A 17,446-nucleotide genomic window follows, 5' to 3' on the forward strand; every position below is an offset into this window, starting at 1 on the left:
TCAGCTTTCGCTTCCGGGAATGAGGGGTTCGGCGTGCAGCCCTTCGGCGGCGAGCGCCGCTTCCAGAGCGGCGGCCACGCGGGCGGCCGCGGCGGCGGGGTCGAAGGCGGCCGAGCCGTCGCCGAAGTCGAGCGTGAATGCGGACGGTCCGACGCCGGGGGCGGGACGAACCTGGATGGCGCCGGGGTAGCCGATCGCCTGGGCGGTTTGTTCCAGCGCCGCCTGGGCGCCTTCGGCCAGATCGGCGCCGACGCTGACGACCAGCCGCGGGGAGGCTTCGATCTCGCGCGCAAGACTTTCCAGCGCGGCCTGGATCGGCGCCTCGGGGAACTTGGCGAGGGCGGCGTCGGCGATGGCGCGGGCGCAGGCCAGGGCGAGTTCGGCCGAGCCGACGCGATGCTCGTGGGCGACCCCGGCCAGCCGGGGCAGGGCCTGGCCGACGCTGGCGGCGATCTGCGACAGGGCCTGGGCCTGCAGCGCGGCCATGGAGCCCAGGGCCTGGCGCTCGCCCTCGGCGAAGGCCTGGGCGCGCAGGGCCTCGACCTCTTCGGCCGGGAACAGGCGCTTGGGCCGCTGGGCGGCGTAGGCGACGTCGCCGGCGTTGTCGAACACCGTGTCGAAGCCGAACTTCTGGTGGGGCGTGCTGGTCATCAGTAGATCAGCTCGTCATCGCCGCCGGCGCCGGCCAGCATGATCTCGCCTTTGGCGGCCAGGTCCTTGGCGACCTGGACCATGGCCATCTGGGCCTGGTCGACGTCGCGCAGGCGCACCGGCCCCATGCCTTCCATGTCCTCGCGCATGATCTTGGCGGCGCGCTCGGACATGTTCGAGAAGAACATCTCGCGCAGGCTGTCGGAGGCGCCCTTCAGCGCCAGGCCGAGCTGGTCCTTCTCGACGTTGCGCAGCAGGGTCTGGACGCCGCCGGGATCGAGCTTCGAGAGGTCTTCGAATACGAACATCAGGGCGCGGATGCGCTCGGCGCTCTCGCGGCTGCGTTCCTCCAGCGCGGCGATGAAGCGCGCCTCGGTCTGGCGGTCGAAGGCGTTGAAGATGTCGGCCATCATCTCGTGGCTGTCACGCTTGGACGTGCGCGCCAGGTTCGACATGAACTCGGTGCGCAGGGTCTGCTCGATCTTGTCGAGGATCTCGCGCTGCACCGGCTCCATGCGCAGCATGCGAGTGACGCATTCCAGCGCGAAGTCTTCCGGCAGGGCGGCCAGCACGCGGGCGGCGTGGTCGGACTTCACCTTGGACAGCACGACGGCGACGGTCTGCGGGTATTCGTTCTTCAGGTAGTTGGCGAGCACCGCCTCGTTCACGTTGCCCAGCTTGTCCCACATGGTCCGCCCGGCCGGACCGCGGATCTCCTCCATGAGGGAGTCGACCTTGTCGGGCGGCAGGAAGGCTTGCAGCAAACGCTGGGTCTGTTCGAACGAGCCCATGATCGCGCCGGCCCCGGACATGCCGGAGATGAAATCGACCAGCAGCTGCTCGACGGCGCTGGACGAGACGGTGCCGAGGCCGGCCATCGCCTGGGAGATCTCCTTGATCTCCTCTTCGTCCAGGTGCTCCCAGATCGTCTTGTGCTCTTCGCCGAGCGCGAGCAGCACAACCGCGGCGCGCTCAGGACCGCTGAGCTTGGATGCGTCGTTGATGGACTTCACGCGGCTGCTCATGTCGTCTCGTGGAGCCAGCTACGCAGCAGCGAGACGGACTCTTCAGGGTGCGTCTCCACGAACTCCGAGACGCGCTTCACCGAGGAGGCTTTCACCTGCCCCTCGATGCGGGCGATGTCGATGCGCTGCTCCAGCTCGTTGCCAGGGCCAGGCAGGGCCAGCGGCTGGCCGGTGGCGGGATCGAGCTGGATCTGCATCGGCTGACCGTCGGCGGTGGTCACCAGGCGCGTGACCGAGGGACCGCCGGCCAGGGCAGGCATGCCGCCGCCGCCCGACGAAGGCTTCAACAGCGGGCGGACGACGAAGAAGATCAGCAGCACGGCGACGAGGCCGAGGATGGCGATCTCGACGGCGCGCATGATGTCGTTCTTGTCGAAGCCCATCAGCGGATTGGAGGCCTCCACGCCGCCCTCGGCGTCGGCCGTGGGGAAGCGGACATTGACGACGGTGACCTGGTCGCCGCGGTCGGCGTTGAAGCCGACGGCGGTGCGGACCAGCTGCTCGATGCGCTGCATCTCCTCGGCCGTGCGCGGGGTGTACGCACCGGGCTTGCCGTCCTGGCCCGCGGCGGTGGCGCCGTCGACGGCCACGGCGACCGACAGGCGCTTCATGTCGCCCGGCTCCTGCACCTCGGTGCGGAGGGTCTTCGAGATCTCGTAGTTGGTGGTCGATTCCGTGCGGCCGCTGGCCGACTGGTTCGTCGCCTCGCCGTTGGCGCCGACGCCGCCGGGGATGTTGGCGCTGGCCGAGACGGCGCCGTTGGCGTCGGGCTGGTTCTCACGCGAGGTCTCTTCGTTGGTGGTCTCGGAGCGGACGACCTGACCGTCTGGGTCGAAGGTCTCCTGCTGGACGGTGACGCGGGCCAGGTTGAGGTCGGCGGTGACGTTGACGCGGGCCTTGCCGGGGCCGACGACGCCCTCGACCAGCTTGGTGACGGTCTTGGCGATGCGCTGTTCGACCTCGCTGCGGCGGCCGTCGGCGGCCTGGGCGCCGAAGCCGTCTTCGCCGGTCGACAGGGTCTTGGCGTGTTGGTCAACGACGGTGACGCGGCCGGGCTTCAGGTTCGGCACCGCGCTGGCGACCAGGTTCTGGATCGCCTGCACCTGGTCGGCCGACGGCGCGCGGCCGCCGACGCCGATGGTGACGGCGGCCGAAGGCTGCTCGGCCTCTTCCTCGAACAGCTGGCGCTTGGGCAGCACCAGGTGAACGCGGGTCGAGGTGATGCCGTCGAGGCCCTGAATCGTGCGGGCCAGCTCGCCTTCCAGGGCGCGCTGGCGGTTCAGCTGCTGGACGAAGTCGGTCTGGCCCAGGGCGTTTGCTTCGTCGAAAATCTCGTAGCCGACCGAACCGGAGGTCGGCAGCCCCTTGGACGACAGCATCAGGCGCGTCGACGCGACCTTGTCGCGCGGCACCATGATGGTCGAGCCGTCGCCCTTGACCTCGTACTTCACGCCCGCCTGGTCGAGGGCCGTGGTGATGGAGCCGGCTTCCTTGAGGTCCAGGTTCGAATAGAGCAGGGCCTTGGGCTCGCCCAGGTTCATGGTGAGCGCGATCAGCGCAGCGGCGACGCCGACCCCGATCCCCAGGATGGCCGCCAGTCGTCCGATTCCGAACCTCTGCAGGGCGGCGACGAAGTTGTTCAACGCGGGCGTCCTTCCCGGGGTACGCGGGACGGACGCTCACTCGCCCGCCGCTAGGCAGGATTTACCCAGTGCTTGGTAAACGACGCGTTTACATTTGCCGCGTTAACGCCTCAATTCGTGGAAGAATCTTGTTCTTTATGGTTGAGAAAAATCAACCACTCCAAGGGGTAAGCGCGCCCCAGAGGCCAAGCAGCAGCGTGAAGACGCCGTAGAGCAGGGCGGTAAAGGTAAACGCCGCCTTGCGTGTGGCCGTCCACGAATCAACCCGCCGTCCGCCGCGCCAGATCGCCGGCATCAGGATCAGCCCGCCCACCGTCAGGGCCGCGGCGACGAGCACGCAGGCCGAGGCGATGATGAGCGTGGCGCCCGGCCAAGCGTACATGACGTTGGCGATGTCGGCGGCGTTCGCCGCCCAGGCGCCGAACAGGGCCAGGGCGATCAGCCAGAGCACCGCCTGGGTGGTTTGCAGCAGGCTCGCCTGACGCTGGATCGCCGTCTCGCGGAAGTCGCGGCGATTGCGCAGGAACAGCCCGCCGATCGTCGCCAGCGCCGCCAGTCCGACCAGGATCGCCACGCCGGCGAGGACGCCAGGGCGCTTCCAGAAGCCGGTGCGCTCGAAGGTCTGGTCGCCGAAGGCGCTCTGGAAGCTGTGGGCGCGGCCGCCGTCGATGGCGAAAGCCAAGTGGTCGGAGCCGGTGGTGGAAATGAAGCGGCCTTCCGACAGGTCGCCCTGCGGCACGAAGCTCCTGGTCTTGCCGTTGGCCGTCACCAGCAGATAGCCGTCGGGCGTCACCGCCACTGACGCGCCGCCGATCATCAGACCGACCATGCCTTCGAGGCCGCGATAGGCGCGGCGGGTGCCGACATAGTAGCCGGCGAAGTCGCCGCCGCGCTCGGCCAGGACGCGCGAGCCTTTACGGGGGAACGTCTCAGGCGCGACGTAGAACTGCTGCACGACGTCGCCGGCCAGGCCCATGGCTAGGTCGCCGCCGGTCTCGGTGTTGGTGCTGATGAAGACGCCGAGGTTCAGGTCCGGGATCACGACCATGTTCGACAGGAACGACAGGGTGCCGCCGGCGTGGCCGAAGCCGGTGCGGCCGCCGGGCAGGTTGTACTCGATGAAGCCGTGCCGCCAGCCGTTGACGCCGGGCGAGGTCTTGCGGATCGGAGTGTTGAAGGCGCGGGCCGCGCCGGGACCGTAGATGACCGCGCCGTCCAGCGTGCCGCCGTTCAGCAGCAACTGCATGTAGCGGGCCATGTCGGCCGCGGTCGACGAGGCCGAGCCGGCCGGCGCCACCTGGCTGATGTACTCGAACGGCCGGGCGACATAGCCGCCTGGCGTCCAGCGGTAGCCTTCGGAAATGTTGTCGCCGAGGCGTTCAGGGATCGCCCCGGGAATGCCGGCCTTCGGCGGATGCGGTTCGCGGAAGCTGGTGCTGTTCATCCGCGCGGGCAGGAAGATCCGTTCTTCGATCAGCCGCTCGAACGGCTTGCCGGCGACGTAGGACACCGCCTGGCCGGCGAGGGCCGCGCCGTAGTTGGAGTAGGCCGAGGCCGAGCCCGGTTCGCGCACGCGGCGCGGCCGCTCCTGGCGCAGGTAGTCGGCCATCGGGCGCACGCGGTCGAAGTTGCGCTCGAACAGGTGGCCGAGCGCGCGGTCCTCGAAGCCGGGCGAATGATCCATGAGGTTGATCACCCGAACGGGCGTGCGGAAGCCCTGGTCGCGGATCTGCAGCCGCTCGGGCAGGTAGAGATTGACCGGTGCGTCCTGGCGGATGCGGCCGGCCTCGATCTCGTTCATCAGCGCGATCCAGGTGAAGGTCTTGGAGATCGAGCCGATGCGGAACAGCGTCTGGTCGGGATCGACCTTGCGGGCCGGCGACAGCGCGGCCAGGCCATAGCCCTTCTTCAGCACCACCTGGCCGTTCTGGACGATCGAGACGGTGACGCCGGCGATGTGGTCGCGGTCCATGGCGCTGCGCACGACGCCGTCGATGTAGGATTCGAGTTCAGCGGCGGGGATCGCTTCGCCGGGCGTCAGGCGGGCGCCCGAAGCGGCGGCGGGCAGGGCAGGCGCTGCGGTCAGCGGAACGCCCGGCGCGGCGGCCGTGGTCGTTGTCGCCGCCGCGACGGGCGTTGCAGCCGCGGCCGTAGTCCGCGCGACGGGGCGCGGACGCTGCTGGCGCTGAAGGCTGGCGTAGGGGACCGGGCCGCGCGGATTGACAGCCGGCGCGGAGGCCGGCGGCGGGCTGGCGGCAGGGGCCGCGGCGGGTGCAGGCTGGGCCGTGTCCTGGGCCGTCGCCGCCGTGGCGGCGCAGGCGAAGGCGGCGGCGAAGACAGCCTTGAAGATCAAACGCATGGATGATTACCCGCTGGCCCCTGTTGCCCCACGATTCCTCTTGTAGGGCGCCGCACGCGCGGGGCGCTAGAGCGGTTGCGGCCTGCGACGATCAGGCCGTGGATCAGTGTTCACTCGCCCCCCGGCGGACCGGTCGGGAAGGCGTAGAGCGGCAGCATCGGGCGCAGTTCGCCGCCGATCCAGATCTGCGGCTCGGAGGGCGGCTTCATGCCCTCGGCGATCTCTCGCAGGGCCACGCAGCTCTTCACGGCGCTCGCCAGGGCGGCGAAGTCGCGGACCGACGGGCTCGACTTCAGCACGCAGTCGTCGAAGAACGGATAGATGTTGTCCTCGCCGCAGCCGAACGAGGTGCGGTCGGGGCGCGCGGCGGTCAGGATCATGCGGTTCGGATGGGCCAGCGGCCGCACGAACACGCCCGAGAAGCAAGCCGACACGATCACCACGGTCGGGCGGTTCTGACAGGTGGAGTCGAGGATCCGCCCGAGCAGCCCGGGGGTGAGGATCTGCTGGTCGACGACCACGCCCTGCGGCGCGCCGTGCGAAGTGAAGTAGACCAGGCAGCCGGACTTGGCCTTGGCCGACAGGTCGTTCAGCGAGCGGTAGATCGCCAGGGTGTCCGACTTCAGCGGCTTGTCCTTGTAGCGCTCGGGCCGGACCGAGAACTGGACGATGTTTTCGCGGGAAAAGCCGAGCCGCTGCAGTTCCTTCGAGACGTCGCGGCGGGCGTTGTCGAAGGCCTCGGTCGGGCCGCCCCCCGCGCCGTGGAAGTCGCCGGCGATGACCACCGCGGCCCAGTCGCCGAACGGGCCGGCCTGGGCTGACGCCACGGAAGGCGCGACCATGGCCAAGGCCCAAATGAAAAACGCGCCGACAATGCCAGCGCGTTTCAACATGTCAGCTTTTGTACCGCTGGAAGGGCGTGGGCACCGCCGTCCCCGTCGCCTTGGCTACCAGCCTTCCGTCGGCGTCGTAGAGTTCGCCCTCTGTAAAGGCGATGGTTCTGCCCCACTTGGCGACCTTGCCGATCCCCTTGAGCTTGCCGGGCATGGCCGGGCGGAAGAAGGTGGTCTTCATCTCGGCGGTGGGCGCGACGTGGGTCATGCCCGAGGCGACCATGCAGGCCACCGACATGCATTCGTCCAGCATGGCGCAGAGGTAGCCGCCCTGGACCTGCTTCATCGGGTTGAGCAGCAGTTCGGGCTTGGCGTCGAACTCGACCTCGACCGACTTTTCGGCCTGGCTGACCGCGACGATGCGGAAGCCGAGGGTCTGGGAGCCGGTGGGTTGGTTCTTCGAGCGCTGGAAGCGCGCGAGGATGGCTTCGTCCGTCAGGACTTCGGGTTCGGCGGGGGCGACGTCGGTCATGCGGGCGAGTTACTTCTTTCGGAAGGTGTCGAGCGACACGACGTTGGGCGCGTTCGGATCGGCCGGTTCGCTCGGCGCGGGCGGCGGCTCGGCCGCGGCGGCGGGCAGGGTGGCGGCGGCGGCCGGGCTTTCGAACTGCAGCAGGAACTGGACGCTCGGATCGTAGAACCGCGTCACGGCCGCATAGGGCACCGACACGCGCTTCGGCTGGCCGCCGAACTTCAGGGTCACCGAGAAGAAGGTCTCGCCCGGCGCCAGGTCCCAGTACTGGTGCTGCAGGACGATGGTCATTTCGTCCGGGTACTTCGACAGCAGGTCGTTGGGGCCCGAGACGCCCGGGGCCTCGGTCTTGAAGGTGATGTAGAAGTGGTGCGCGCCCGGCAGGCCTTCCGGCGCCGCGGCGCGTTTCAACGCGGCCTTCACCACGCCGCGCAGGGCCTCCTGGGCCATGGCTTCGTAGTGCATCTGATCTTGGGCCGGCGGGTCTTGGGCCATCGAAACTCCGGGGGTACTGAACGTGGTGCGGAGGGTAGCGTTTCGGCGTGCGCGCGCAAGGCGGCTCTCGTCGCAGGGGACGCCTAATCGCAGGATGGGTCAGGTGAAGGTGGAGGGGTTCTGTTGCAAGGCCCCCTCCGGGCCCCGCCTAGCGCTGCTAAGACGCTAGGAGTTTAGGTCGAAATCTATCGAACCGCTTACGCGGCCAGACGGACTTCTTCAGCGAAGTTATCGTTCGCATTTAGTTTAAAGCCCGAAACGGTGGGCCAAGCCGAGAGAAAGCAACACCTTTAGACGTCTGTCGATGCTGATCGGCCCCATGCTTTCCGGCGATAACGACCGGGGAAGATTGGTGGAGCCGCCGGGAATCGCACCCGGGTCCAGTCCGCTTATGACGTGCGCGTTTATCTCCATAGTCAGGGCAAGCCCCGACACCGCCAATATAGGGGCGGCGCGCCGGATTTAGAAGAACTTCCGGCTGCGGAACGGTGGATGACCGTTCGCGAAGCGCGAACGGACAGGCCGATTTCGCGAACCGCCGCGGCGGTTGCGCGGGCGGGTTCGGCGTCGGCGCGGGCTCGCCGCTAGGCTTTGCGCACGCTTTCAACGCCTGGAGTTTCCCCGTGAGCCCCCTCGTCTACGCCGCCCGCCCGATCCTGATCGACATGGCCGCGACCCTCGTCTTCTACGTCTTCCTCGCCGCCAGCGGCGACGTCGCCCTGGCCACCGGCGTCGGCATCGCGCTGGGGGTGGCGCAGGTAGTCGTGATGAAGATGCGGGGGCGCAAGATCGCGGCCATGCAATGGACGGCGCTGGCCCTGGTGGTGATCATGGGCGGGGCCACGCTGATCACCCACGACGCGCGGTTCGTGCTCTTCAAGGCGACGATCGTCTATGGCGCGATCGGGGCGGCGATGCTGGAGCGCGGCTGGATGGGCCGCTACATGCCGCCGATCGCCCAGGGCCGTATCCCCGAGTCCTACATCAACGGGGCGGGATACGTCTGGGCGGGGCTGATGTTCGTCAGCGGACTGCTCAATCTCGGCATGACGCTGCTGGCCGACCCGAAGCTGACGGCGAGCGTCATGTCGCTGTGGGCGCCGGGGTCGAAGCTGGCGCTGTTCGCCGCGCAGTACCTGCTGTTCAGGTCGGTCGCGCGGCGAAACACGGCGGTCAGCGTCTAGCGGACCACCAGCACCGGCACCGGGGCGTGGCTGAGCACTTCGGAGGTCTGGCTGCCGAGGATCAGTCGGCCCAGGCCACGGCGCCCGTGCGAGGCCATGACGATGATGTCGACGCCCTGCGACTTGGCGGTCTCGATGATCGCCTCGGCCGGCGGCGAGTTCGGCACGTGCAGGGTCTTGGCGGCGACGCCGGCTTTTTCAGCGGCGGCCTTGGCCAGGCCGAGCACGCGGTCGGCGAACTCCTTCTGGATCTCGTCGTAGTTCCCCATCTCGGTCGGCACCCAGCCGCCGGCGGCGCTGGCATAGACCGGGAACGGCTCGGTCACGGTGATCAGGGTCACCTGCGCGCCGAGCGCCTTGGCGAGCGTCAGACCTTGATCGACGCCCTTCTGGGCCGTTTCGGAGCCGTCGGTGGAGATGAGGACGTGCTTGTACATTTTGTCTCCATGCACTGGGCCGGGCCACGTTCGTGCGACCCGCTTGAGTATTCGCTTTTGAAATCCGCAGTTCCAATTCCGCGAAACTACATAGGTTGCACGCGGGCCCGCACCCTAACAGCCGGGCTTCCGGCGGGTCATCCAGCCCGCGCTCAACTCTGAGTGAGCGTTACGTCGTTCGCAGAGCGACGCTATCTCAAGCTTCAACCATGGGTTAGCCTCGATTCAAACGGGAGGCATTCCATGCAGAAGTTCGTCGCTGAGTTCATCGGTACGCTTACGCTAGTGCTCTTCGGTTGCGGCGCCGCCGTGTTGGGCGGCGACAACGTCGGCCAGCTCGGCATCGCCCTGGCCTTCGGTTTCGCGATCGTCGCGATGGCCTACGGGATCGGCTCGATCTCCGGCTGCCACGTGAATCCGGCGGTCAGCCTGGCGGTGTTCATCGCTGGGCGGATGAACGCCCGCGACCTCATTCTCTACTGGATCGCCCAGTTCCTCGGGGCGCTGGTCGGCGCCGGCATCCTGGCGGCGATCGCCGGGACGGCGGGAGGCCTCGGCCAGAATGGCTGGGGGCCGGGCTACAACGGCGAGTTCAGCATGCAGGCGGCGCTGATCTTCGAGGTGGTGATGACCGCCCTGTTCGTCATCGTGATCCTTGGTTCGACCTCGACGGCGGCCCCGGCCGGCTTCGCGGGTCTCGCCATCGGCATCACGCTCGCTGTCATCCACATCGTCGGCATCCAGGTCACCGGCGTGTCGGTGAACCCGGCGCGCAGCTTCGGACCGGCGGTGCTGGTCGGCGGCCAGGCGCTGTCGCAGCTCTGGCTGTTCTTCGTCGCTCCGGCGATCGGCGCGGTCATCGGCGGGGCGCTCTACCGCCTCAACGTTCTACGCTAGGCGCAGGCGGAGCCGCCGGCTCGTCCTGCGGCGGCGGCTCCGTGAAGTTCGGCGGCTGGGGGCGGGCGTTCGGCGCCGGCTTCAGCGCGCCGCCTTCGGCGATCAGGTCGCGATAGGCGGACCGCGCCGCCGAATAGTTCGCACCGCCGGGATAGATCACGTCGATGCGCGGCTCGTGGCCGAGCATCAGGTCAAGCACGGTTTCCAGCACGTCGGCGGCCTGGCCGATCTCGGCGCTGTCGCAGGCGCGGCGCACGGCGCGCACCTGGCCTGGCTGGGCCAGCGTCAGGTCATAGGAGGTGCCGTCGACGCAGAGCGCGTCGGCCGCCCCGGCGCTGTCGACTACCCGGACTTCGCGTGGCGAGCTCCAGAGCGGATCCTGGACCAGGGCGGTCAGCCGCGCGGCCGCGCCTTCGGGCGCCTCGGCGTCGAAGCCGACACGGCGGGCGATGCCAGGTTCGCAGCATCCGAGGCCGGCGCGGGCCTGGATGAAGGCTTTGCCGTCGCGTCGCACGGTGGCTCGCACCAGGGTCTGGCGCGCCGAGGTCGCCGGCCGCACGGCGATCTCGACGATCAGCTCGCCCGAGCGCAGCACCTGGTTCTGCAGCGGAGGCAGGCCCCAGAGCCGGTAGAGCAGGGGATCATAGCCGTTGGCGACGACCAGCGGCCGCTCGCCGCGGCCAGGGCGGCGGCCGCCGAGCGGGTCGGCCGCTTCGTCTGGCTTTGGACGTTTGTCGTCCCACCAGGACTTCGGATCGGGATCGGGCCAGGGCCAGTCGAGGACCGGCTGGGGCGGCGCGGGCTGCGGCGCGGCCTGGGCGTCGGCCAGCTGCGGCGCGGACAGGAAGAGGAGGCCAAGAACGGTCGCAGCGATGCGGACCATCCGATCCTCCTTCCTACATGGCGTCAGGGCCCCGGGTGATGGAAAGCACGCCGGTGCGCGAGAGTTCCACCAGGCCGAGCGGACGCATCAGCTCGATGAACTTGTCGATCTTCGAAGAGGCGCCGGTCAGTTCGAAGATGAAGCTGTCGATGGTGGTGTCGAGCACCTTGGCGCGGAAGATGTCGGCGATGCGCAGGGCTTCGACGCGCTCGGGACCGGTTCCCTTGACCTTCACCAGGGCGAGCTCGCGCTCCAGGCCGTTGGGGTCGCGGGTCACGTCCTGGACGTGGCGAGTGGCGACCATCTTCTCCAGCTGCGCCTCGATCTGCTCGAGCACGTGCGGCGCGCCGCGGGTGACGATAGTGACGCGGCTGGTGTGCGCCCGGCGGTCGGTCTCGGCGACGGTTAGGCTCTCGATGTTGTAGCCGCGGGCGGCGAACAGCCCGACCAGCCGATGCAGCACGCCAGGCTCGTTCTCGACCAGGATCGCGAAGGTCGCCAGGTTCTCGGCTTCCTCGGCGTGGCTGAGGTCGTAGACGGAGGCGGGCTGGGCGTCGGACATGCAGGGCTCTCTAATCGTCGGTGGCTGAGGACGTGTCACAAGCAGGCGCGGGGGGCAAGTCGCGACTGACGGTCGGCGGGGAACGCATCATGAACATTTCACTTGCGCGGAACGGTGTTTGGTGAGGGGAATGCCACGCCGGGCGCTGCGCCCGGGCTGTCCTGAAACCCCCTGGAGCTGACAGTCATGAGCACCCAAGACATCGCCAACGATCTGGTCGCCCTCTGCAAGGCCGGCAAGTTCGACGAGGCGGGAGAAAAGTACTGGGCTGAAGACGTGCTGAGCGTCGAGGCTGCGCCCGGCGACATGGCGCAGATGCGCGGCAAGGAGGCCCTGCGCGGCAAGGGCGAGTGGTGGGCGAGCGCCCATGAGGTGCATTCCACCGAAGTCGAGGGCCCCTACGTGAACGGCGACCAGTTCGTGGTGCGGTTCAAGATGGACCTGACCCAGAAGGAGTCCGGCAATCGGATCCAGATGGACGAGGTCGGCGTCTACACGATCAAGGACGGCAAGATCGCCGAGGAGCGGTTCTTCTACGGCTGAGGCGGGGCGGGCGGCGCCGGGAGTTCTTCGGCGCCGCCGCTCGACCTAGACCAGACGCTTGCCGGCGTCGTCGATGATCGAACCGAGGTCGCGGGCTTCCTCGGCCATGATCATTTCGTTGTGGGCCTTGCCGGACGGGATCATCGGGAAGCAGTTCTCTTCCTTGGTGACCCGGCAGTCGAACAGCACCGGCTTGGGGCTGGCGATCATCTCGCGGATCTTGTCGTCCAGCTCGTCCGGATGCTCGGCGCGGATGCCGACGCCGCCGAACGCCTCGGCCATCTTCACAAAGTCCGGCAGGCTCGACGAATAGGAGTGGCTGTAGCGCTCGCCGTGCAGGAGCTGCTGCCACTGGCGGACCATGCCCATCCATTCGTTGTTCAGGATGAAGACCTTGATCGGCAGGTCGTACTGAATGGCCGTCGAGATCTCTTGCATGGTCATCTGCACCGAGGCGTCGCCGGCGATGTCGATGACCAGGGCGTCCGGATGAGCCATCTGCACGCCGACCGCGGCAGGCAGGCCATAGCCCATGGTGCCGAGGCCGCCGGAGGTCATCCAGCGGTTGGGCTTGTCGAAGTGATAGTACTGGGCCGCCCACATCTGGTGCTGGCCGACCTCGGTGGTGATGTAGGTCTCGCGGTCCTTGGTCAGCTCGTACAGGCGCTCGATGGCGTACTGCGGCTTGATCAGCTTGGCGTCGGGCCGATAGCGGAACGACTGGCGCGCGCGCCAGGCCTCGATCTGGCGCCACCAGTCGTCCATGGCCGCCTTGTCGGTCGACAGATTGCGGGACTTCCAGGCGGCGATCATGTCCTCCAGCACGCTGGCGGCGTCGCCGACGATGCCGATGTCGGCGCGGACGTTCTTGCTGATCGACGAGGCGTCGATGTCGATGTGGATCTTCTTCGAGCCGGGGGCGAAGGCGTCGAGGCGGCCGGTCACCCGGTCGTCGAAGCGCGCGCCGATCGCCACCATGACGTCGCAGTCATGCATGGCGTTGTTGCTCTCGAAGCTGCCGTGCATGCCGACCATGCCCAGCCACGCCGGATCAGAGGCCGGGAAGGCGCCCAGGCCCATCAGGGTCGAGGTGACCGGCGCGCCGGTCAGCTTGGCGAGCTCGCGCAGCAGTTCGGCCGCCCGCGGGCCGGCGTTGATGACGCCGCCGCCGGTGTAGAGGATCGGGCGGCGGGCGCCGGCGAGCAGCGCCACGGCCTCGGCGATCTTGTTCTGGTCGCCCTTGGTGCGCGGGCTGTAGTTGTGCGCGTGGGTGACCTCGGTCGGACCCTGGTAGACGCCCTTGGAGAACTGGACGTCCTTGGGGATGTCGATGACGACGGGGCCGGGCCGGCCGGACGTGGCGATGTGGAACGCCTCGTGGATGATCCGCGGCAGGTCGGCGACGTCCTTGACCAGGTAGTTATGCTTGGTGATCGGGCGGGTGATGCCGATCGTGTCGCACTCCTGGAACGCGTCGGTGCCGATCAGGTGGGTGGCGACCTGGCCGGTGAAGACGACCATCGGGATCGAGTCCATCAGGGCGTCGACGATTCCGGTGATGGCGTTGGTCGCGCCCGGGCCGGAGGTGACCAGGACCACGCCCGGCTTGCCGGTCGAACGGGCGTAGCCCTCGGCCATGTGGGTCGCGCCCTGCTCGTGGCGCACCAGGACGTGCTGCAGGCGCTGCTCCTCGAAGAGCGCGTCGTAGATCGGCAGCACCGCTCCGCCCGGATAGCCGAACAGCACCTCGACACCCTGGTCGATGAGGGCGCGGACCACGATCTCGGCGCCGGTCAGGGTCTCAACCGTCGTTTCGGCAGCTATCGTCTGGTGGGCTGTCATTTCAGCAAGGCCTTGATTTTCGGCAATAAAAAAGGCCCTCAAGGGGCCTGGGCGAGCGACCTTCAGCGGTCTGACACGTGGTCAGTCCGCGAGAGGTCGCACAGGGAGTACAAGAAGCTCACGCACGAGCATTCTCCAAATGAAGTCGCCGAGGTCATGGCATGCCCCGTTCACCCCGTCAAGGCGGGGTGAAGCGCAATAAACTGCCTCCATTGCTCCTCAGGGGCGACGGCGGTCAGGCGCGGCCAGTCGGACATCTGACCGCGCAGCCAGGTGGCTTGGCGCTTGGCGTATCGGCGGGTTTCGCGCTGAGCGTTCTGCAAACCTGCCGAAAGGCTGACCTCGCCGGAGAGCGTTGCGGCGAGCTCCCGGTAGCCGACCGCCTTCATGGCCGGGAGATTGGGATCGAGCCCGCGGGCGGCGAGGGCGGCGACCTCGTCGAGTGCGCCCTCCCGGACCATGATCTCCAGACGCCGGTCGCAACGATCGAACAGCGCCTCGCGGGGCGGATCGAGCGCGACGCCGGCCCAGCTCCCGGGGGGGATGGCCGGATCGGTGCGCGCCTGCCAGTCGCTGAGCGAAGTCCCGGAGGCGGCGAACACCTCCCAGGCCCGGGTCAGGCGCTGGCGGTCGGCCGACGAGATGCGCGCCTCGGCGGCGGGATCGGCCTGCGCCAGCCGTTCGCGGAAGGCCGCCTCGCCCATGGCCTCGAACTCGGCGGCGGTCTGCGCCCGGACGTGCGAGGGCGTCTCCGGCACCTCGGCCAGGCCGTGGGTCAGGGCGCGGAAATAGAGGCCGGTGCCGCCGACGATCACGGTCGGGCGGCCGCGGGCGGCGATCTCGTCGACCAAGGTCACGGCGGCGCGCAGCCAGCGTCCGACGGACCAGCCCTCGGCGGCGTCGACCACGCCGAACAGGTGGTGCGGGGCGGCGGCTTCCTCCTCCGGCGACGGGCGGGCGGTCAGCAGGCGCAGGTCCGCATAGAGCTGCAGCGCGTCGGCGTTGACGATCTCGGCGCCGATTTCGCGGGCCAGGCGCAGGGCGAGCGCGGACTTGCCGCTTGCGGTCGGCCCGGCGATCAGCCAGATGCGGGGCTCCATGCAGATCGCCCTTACCCTTGTCGGTCCCGATTCAGACGCCGCCGCGAAGGCGCTCGCCACACTGGCCCCAGCGCTCGCAGGCGTGCACGCCCGCGTCAAGGAGCCCCGCACCCTCGGTCCCGGCGCGCTCGACCTGCTGGTGGACGGCGCCGACGTCGCGAGCGTCCGCGCCGCCGCCGAGGCGGCCCTGGCCGGGAGCGGCGTCGACGCCTGCGCCCAACCCTGGGACGGCCGCAAGAAGCGGCTGCTGCTGGCCGACATGGATTCGACCATCATCAACGTCGAGTGCATCGACGAGCTGGCCGACTTCGCGGGCGTGAAGGACAAGGTCTCGGAGATCACCGAGCGGGCCATGCGCGGCGAACTGGATTTCGAAGGCGCCCTGCGCGAGCGGGTCGGGATGCTGAAGGGCCTGCCGCTGGGCGACCTGCAACGGGCCTATGACGAGCGCGTGCGGCTGAACCCCGGGGCGCGGACCCTGGTGCGGACCATGTCGGCGAACGGCGGCCGCGCGGTGCTGGTCTCGGGCGGCTTCACCTTCTTCACCTCGCGCGTGGCGCAGGCGGCGGGCTTTGCGGCCAACCGCGCCAACACCCTGAACGAGGACGGCAGCGCGCTGACCGGCACGGTCGGCGAGCCGATCCTCGGCCGCGAAGCCAAGCTGGCGGCGCTGAAGGAAGAGGCGGCCGGCATGGGCGTCGAGCTCTCGCAGACCCTGGCGGTCGGCGACGGAGCCAACGACCTGGCGATGATCGAGGCCGCCGGCCTGGGCGTCGCCTACCGCGCCAAGCCGATCGTTTCGGCGCAGGCCGACGCCAAGGTCGATCATGCCGACCTCACCGCGCTGCTCTACTTCCAGGGCTATCGCGCCGACGAGTTCGTAACGGACTGAAGCGGGGTTTGAATTCCGCTCATGGCCGCCGCGCGCTAGAAGCCCGGCCATGAGTTTGCCCCGTCTTCCCGCGGCCGTCGTCTTCGACATGGACGGCCTGCTTTGCGACACCGAGGTCGTCTATCGCGACGCCATGACCGCGACCTGCGCCGAGCATGGCCACGACATGCCATTGAGCCTGTTCATGAGCATGATCGGATTGCCGGGACCGGCCGGCAACCAGAAGGTCCTCGACCACTTCGGCGGCGACTTCCCGATCGACGCCTTCAACGCGCGGGTGATGGAGCATGTCGACGCGGCCTGCGAGACCGGCATCGCCCTGAAGGCCGGCGTTCTGGAGATGCTCGACCACCTGGACGAGCTTGGCCTGCCGCGGGCGATCGCCACCTCGTCGAGCCATCGGGCGGTGCAGGCGCACCTGGGCAAGAGCGGGATCATCCCGCGCTTCAACGCCATCCTGGCGCGCGGCGACTATGAGCGGGGCAAGCCGAACCCTGATCCGTTCCTGGCCGCCGCCGCGCGGCTGAACGTGGCGCCGGAGCTGTGCCTGGCGCTGGAGGACAGCCACAACGGCGTCCGGGCCGCCTCGTCGGCCGGGATGATGACGATCATGGTCCCCGACCTGCTGGAAGCCACCGACGAGATGCACGAGCTGTGCGTGCGTATCGCCGGCGACCTGCACGAGGTGCGCGGCCTGATGGCCGCGGCCCGCGTGCTCTCCTAGCGCTGGGCGGGCGCGGCGGCCGGCGGCGGGCCGGCCTTCACCTCGTCGACGACCGACTTCACGACATTGGCCGGGATGGCGAAGGCGAGGCCCGCGCCGGGCTCGCCGCGGGACTCGCGGGCGCTGGCCATGCCGATCACCTGGCCGGCGCTGTTGAGCAGCGGGCCGCCGGAGCCGCCGGCGGTCAGGGCGGCGTCGGTTTGCAGATAGGCCTTCACCGGGCCGCTGAGCGCCGCGCCGGCGAAGGGATCGTCCTCGTCGACCGGCGCGCCGATCTGGCGGTTCACGGCCGAGATGATGCCGGAGGTGGCGGTCCCGACCAGACCGTAGGGCGCGCCCATCAGCACGACCGGCTGGCCGGCCTTGACCTGATTGCTGTCGCCGAACGAAAGGGCGGCGAGCTGGCGGCCGGGGGTGGCGCGGTAGACGGCGACGTCAGCGGCCTCGTTGGCGCCGGCCAGTTCGGCGCGGGCGACCGTGCCGTCGGCGAACACCAGGTTGACCACCGGCAAGCCGCCGGTGACGTGGGCGGCGGTGACCACCAGCCCGTCGGCCGAGACCACGAAGCCCGAGCCCATCTGCATCGGCGCGCCGCCGTTGCGGCCGTCAGAGCCGGAGACGGTGAGCATGACGGTGGCGGACTGGGCGCGCTGGACCGCGTCGACGAAGTTGGTCGCGCCGCGGGCGGCCGGGGCCTCGCCGCGATGGCTGAGCCCCCAGCCGATGAGCAGCAGGATCAGGAAAATGACGACGCCGGCCGCGGCGTAGAGAAGCTGTTGGGTGCGCAAAGTGCGGGCTCCGACGTAGTGACTCACGCCGGAAAGCGGCCAAGGCGCAGCTTGGT

General features: G+C 69.0%; 18 protein-coding genes and 1 other RNA gene. 5 read left to right on the plus strand and 14 right to left on the minus strand.

Translation table 11 applies throughout. From position 1 onward, the window contains the following. The 8 genes from AC1Q87_RS15060 to ssrA all read right to left on the minus strand — a co-directional run bounded on the left by AC1Q87_RS15060 (window position 1) and on the right by ssrA (window position 8,010). Complete coding sequence (locus AC1Q87_RS15060) at window positions 1-651, minus strand: FliH/SctL family protein (protein WP_492609738.1); 651 nt, start codon at window positions 649-651, stop codon at window positions 1-3. Beyond that, window positions 651-1,676, minus strand: coding sequence for a flagellar motor switch protein FliG (fliG, locus tag AC1Q87_RS15065; protein WP_492609739.1), 1,026 nt, complete (start codon window positions 1,674-1,676; stop codon window positions 651-653). The genes AC1Q87_RS15060 and fliG overlap by 1 nt, the downstream gene beginning before the upstream one ends. Then, window positions 1,673-3,319: a flagellar basal-body MS-ring/collar protein FliF gene (fliF, locus tag AC1Q87_RS15070; RefSeq protein WP_492609740.1), complete on the minus strand. Its 1,647-nt coding sequence runs from the start codon at window positions 3,317-3,319 to the stop codon at window positions 1,673-1,675. The genes fliG and fliF overlap by 4 nt, the downstream gene beginning before the upstream one ends. A gap of 151 nt (window positions 3,320-3,470) precedes the next feature. After that, window positions 3,471-5,678, minus strand: a complete 2,208-nt coding sequence (locus tag AC1Q87_RS15075; protein ID WP_492609741.1) for a serine hydrolase domain-containing protein — start codon at window positions 5,676-5,678, stop codon at window positions 3,471-3,473. A 110-nt stretch (window positions 5,679-5,788) separates the two neighbouring features. Further along, complete coding sequence (locus AC1Q87_RS15080) at window positions 5,789-6,520, minus strand: C13 family peptidase (protein ID WP_492609742.1); 732 nt, start codon at window positions 6,518-6,520, stop codon at window positions 5,789-5,791. A gap of 52 nt (window positions 6,521-6,572) precedes the next feature. After that, entirely contained in the window at window positions 6,573-7,043 is a 471-nt protein-coding gene (locus tag AC1Q87_RS15085; protein ID WP_436060394.1) for a PaaI family thioesterase, read from the minus strand. 9 nt (window positions 7,044-7,052) lie between these two features. After that, on the minus strand, window positions 7,053-7,538 hold the full coding sequence (locus tag AC1Q87_RS15090) for an SspB family protein (RefSeq protein WP_492609743.1): 486 nt from the start codon (window positions 7,536-7,538) through the stop codon (window positions 7,053-7,055). Window positions 7,539-7,646: 108 nt separating this feature from the next. Continuing rightward, window positions 7,647-8,010: a transfer-messenger RNA gene (ssrA, locus tag AC1Q87_RS15095) on the minus strand. 151 nt (window positions 8,011-8,161) lie between these two features. On the opposite strand from ssrA, the gene AC1Q87_RS15100 reads away from it, so the two are divergent. Then, window positions 8,162-8,722, plus strand: a complete 561-nt coding sequence (locus AC1Q87_RS15100) for an inner membrane-spanning protein YciB (RefSeq protein ID WP_492609744.1) — start codon at window positions 8,162-8,164, stop codon at window positions 8,720-8,722. Here AC1Q87_RS15100 and AC1Q87_RS15105 read toward each other — a convergent pair. Further along, a complete protein-coding gene (locus AC1Q87_RS15105) occupies window positions 8,719-9,159 on the minus strand; it encodes a universal stress protein (RefSeq protein WP_492609745.1) in 441 nt (146 codons plus the stop codon). The genes AC1Q87_RS15100 and AC1Q87_RS15105 overlap by 4 nt on opposite strands. Before the next feature lie 243 nt (window positions 9,160-9,402). Here AC1Q87_RS15105 and AC1Q87_RS15110 point away from each other — a divergent pair, with 243 nt between their 5' ends. Then, window positions 9,403-10,056, plus strand: a complete 654-nt coding sequence (locus tag AC1Q87_RS15110; protein WP_492609746.1) for an aquaporin — start codon at window positions 9,403-9,405, stop codon at window positions 10,054-10,056. Here the strand turns inward: AC1Q87_RS15110 and AC1Q87_RS15115 are convergent. Together AC1Q87_RS15115 and ilvN are read right to left on the minus strand one after the other, a co-directional pair. Next, complete coding sequence (locus AC1Q87_RS15115; RefSeq protein WP_492609747.1) at window positions 10,040-10,939, minus strand: hypothetical protein; 900 nt, start codon at window positions 10,937-10,939, stop codon at window positions 10,040-10,042. The two genes, AC1Q87_RS15110 and AC1Q87_RS15115, sit on opposite strands and share 17 nt — an antisense overlap. Window positions 10,940-10,952: 13 nt before the next feature. Next, window positions 10,953-11,501, minus strand: a complete 549-nt coding sequence (gene ilvN / locus AC1Q87_RS15120; protein ID WP_492609748.1) for an acetolactate synthase small subunit — start codon at window positions 11,499-11,501, stop codon at window positions 10,953-10,955. 186 nt (window positions 11,502-11,687) lie between these two features. On the opposite strand from ilvN, the gene AC1Q87_RS15125 reads away from it, so the two are divergent. After that, entirely contained in the window at window positions 11,688-12,044 is a 357-nt protein-coding gene (locus AC1Q87_RS15125) for a SnoaL-like domain-containing protein (RefSeq protein WP_492609749.1), read from the plus strand. 45 nt (window positions 12,045-12,089) lie between these two features. Here the strand turns inward: AC1Q87_RS15125 and AC1Q87_RS15130 are convergent, their stop codons facing one another. Next, complete coding sequence (locus tag AC1Q87_RS15130; RefSeq protein ID WP_492609750.1) at window positions 12,090-13,886, minus strand: acetolactate synthase 3 large subunit; 1,797 nt, start codon at window positions 13,884-13,886, stop codon at window positions 12,090-12,092. Between the two features lie 170 nt (window positions 13,887-14,056). Beyond that, window positions 14,057-14,986, minus strand: coding sequence for a tRNA (adenosine(37)-N6)-dimethylallyltransferase MiaA (gene miaA, locus AC1Q87_RS15135; protein WP_492609751.1), 930 nt, complete (start codon window positions 14,984-14,986; stop codon window positions 14,057-14,059). Between miaA and serB the strand changes: the two genes are divergently transcribed. Both serB and AC1Q87_RS15145 read left to right on the plus strand, forming a co-directional pair. Beyond that, window positions 14,985-15,878 (plus strand): phosphoserine phosphatase SerB, encoded by an 894-nt coding sequence (gene serB, locus AC1Q87_RS15140; protein ID WP_492609752.1) that lies wholly within the window; start codon window positions 14,985-14,987, stop codon window positions 15,876-15,878. The genes miaA and serB overlap by 2 nt on opposite strands. Window positions 15,879-15,927: 49 nt before the next feature. Further along, window positions 15,928-16,602 (plus strand): HAD family hydrolase, encoded by a 675-nt coding sequence (locus AC1Q87_RS15145; RefSeq protein ID WP_492609753.1) that lies wholly within the window; start codon window positions 15,928-15,930, stop codon window positions 16,600-16,602. On the opposite strand, the gene AC1Q87_RS15150 is transcribed toward AC1Q87_RS15145, so the two are convergent. Continuing rightward, window positions 16,599-17,417, minus strand: coding sequence for a S1C family serine protease (locus AC1Q87_RS15150; protein ID WP_492609754.1), 819 nt, complete (start codon window positions 17,415-17,417; stop codon window positions 16,599-16,601). The two genes, AC1Q87_RS15145 and AC1Q87_RS15150, sit on opposite strands and share 4 nt — an antisense overlap. Between the last annotated feature and the right edge of the window lie 29 nt (window positions 17,418-17,446).

The sequence above is a fragment of the Phenylobacterium sp. GW823-FHT02A09 genome (assembly GCF_058797775.1).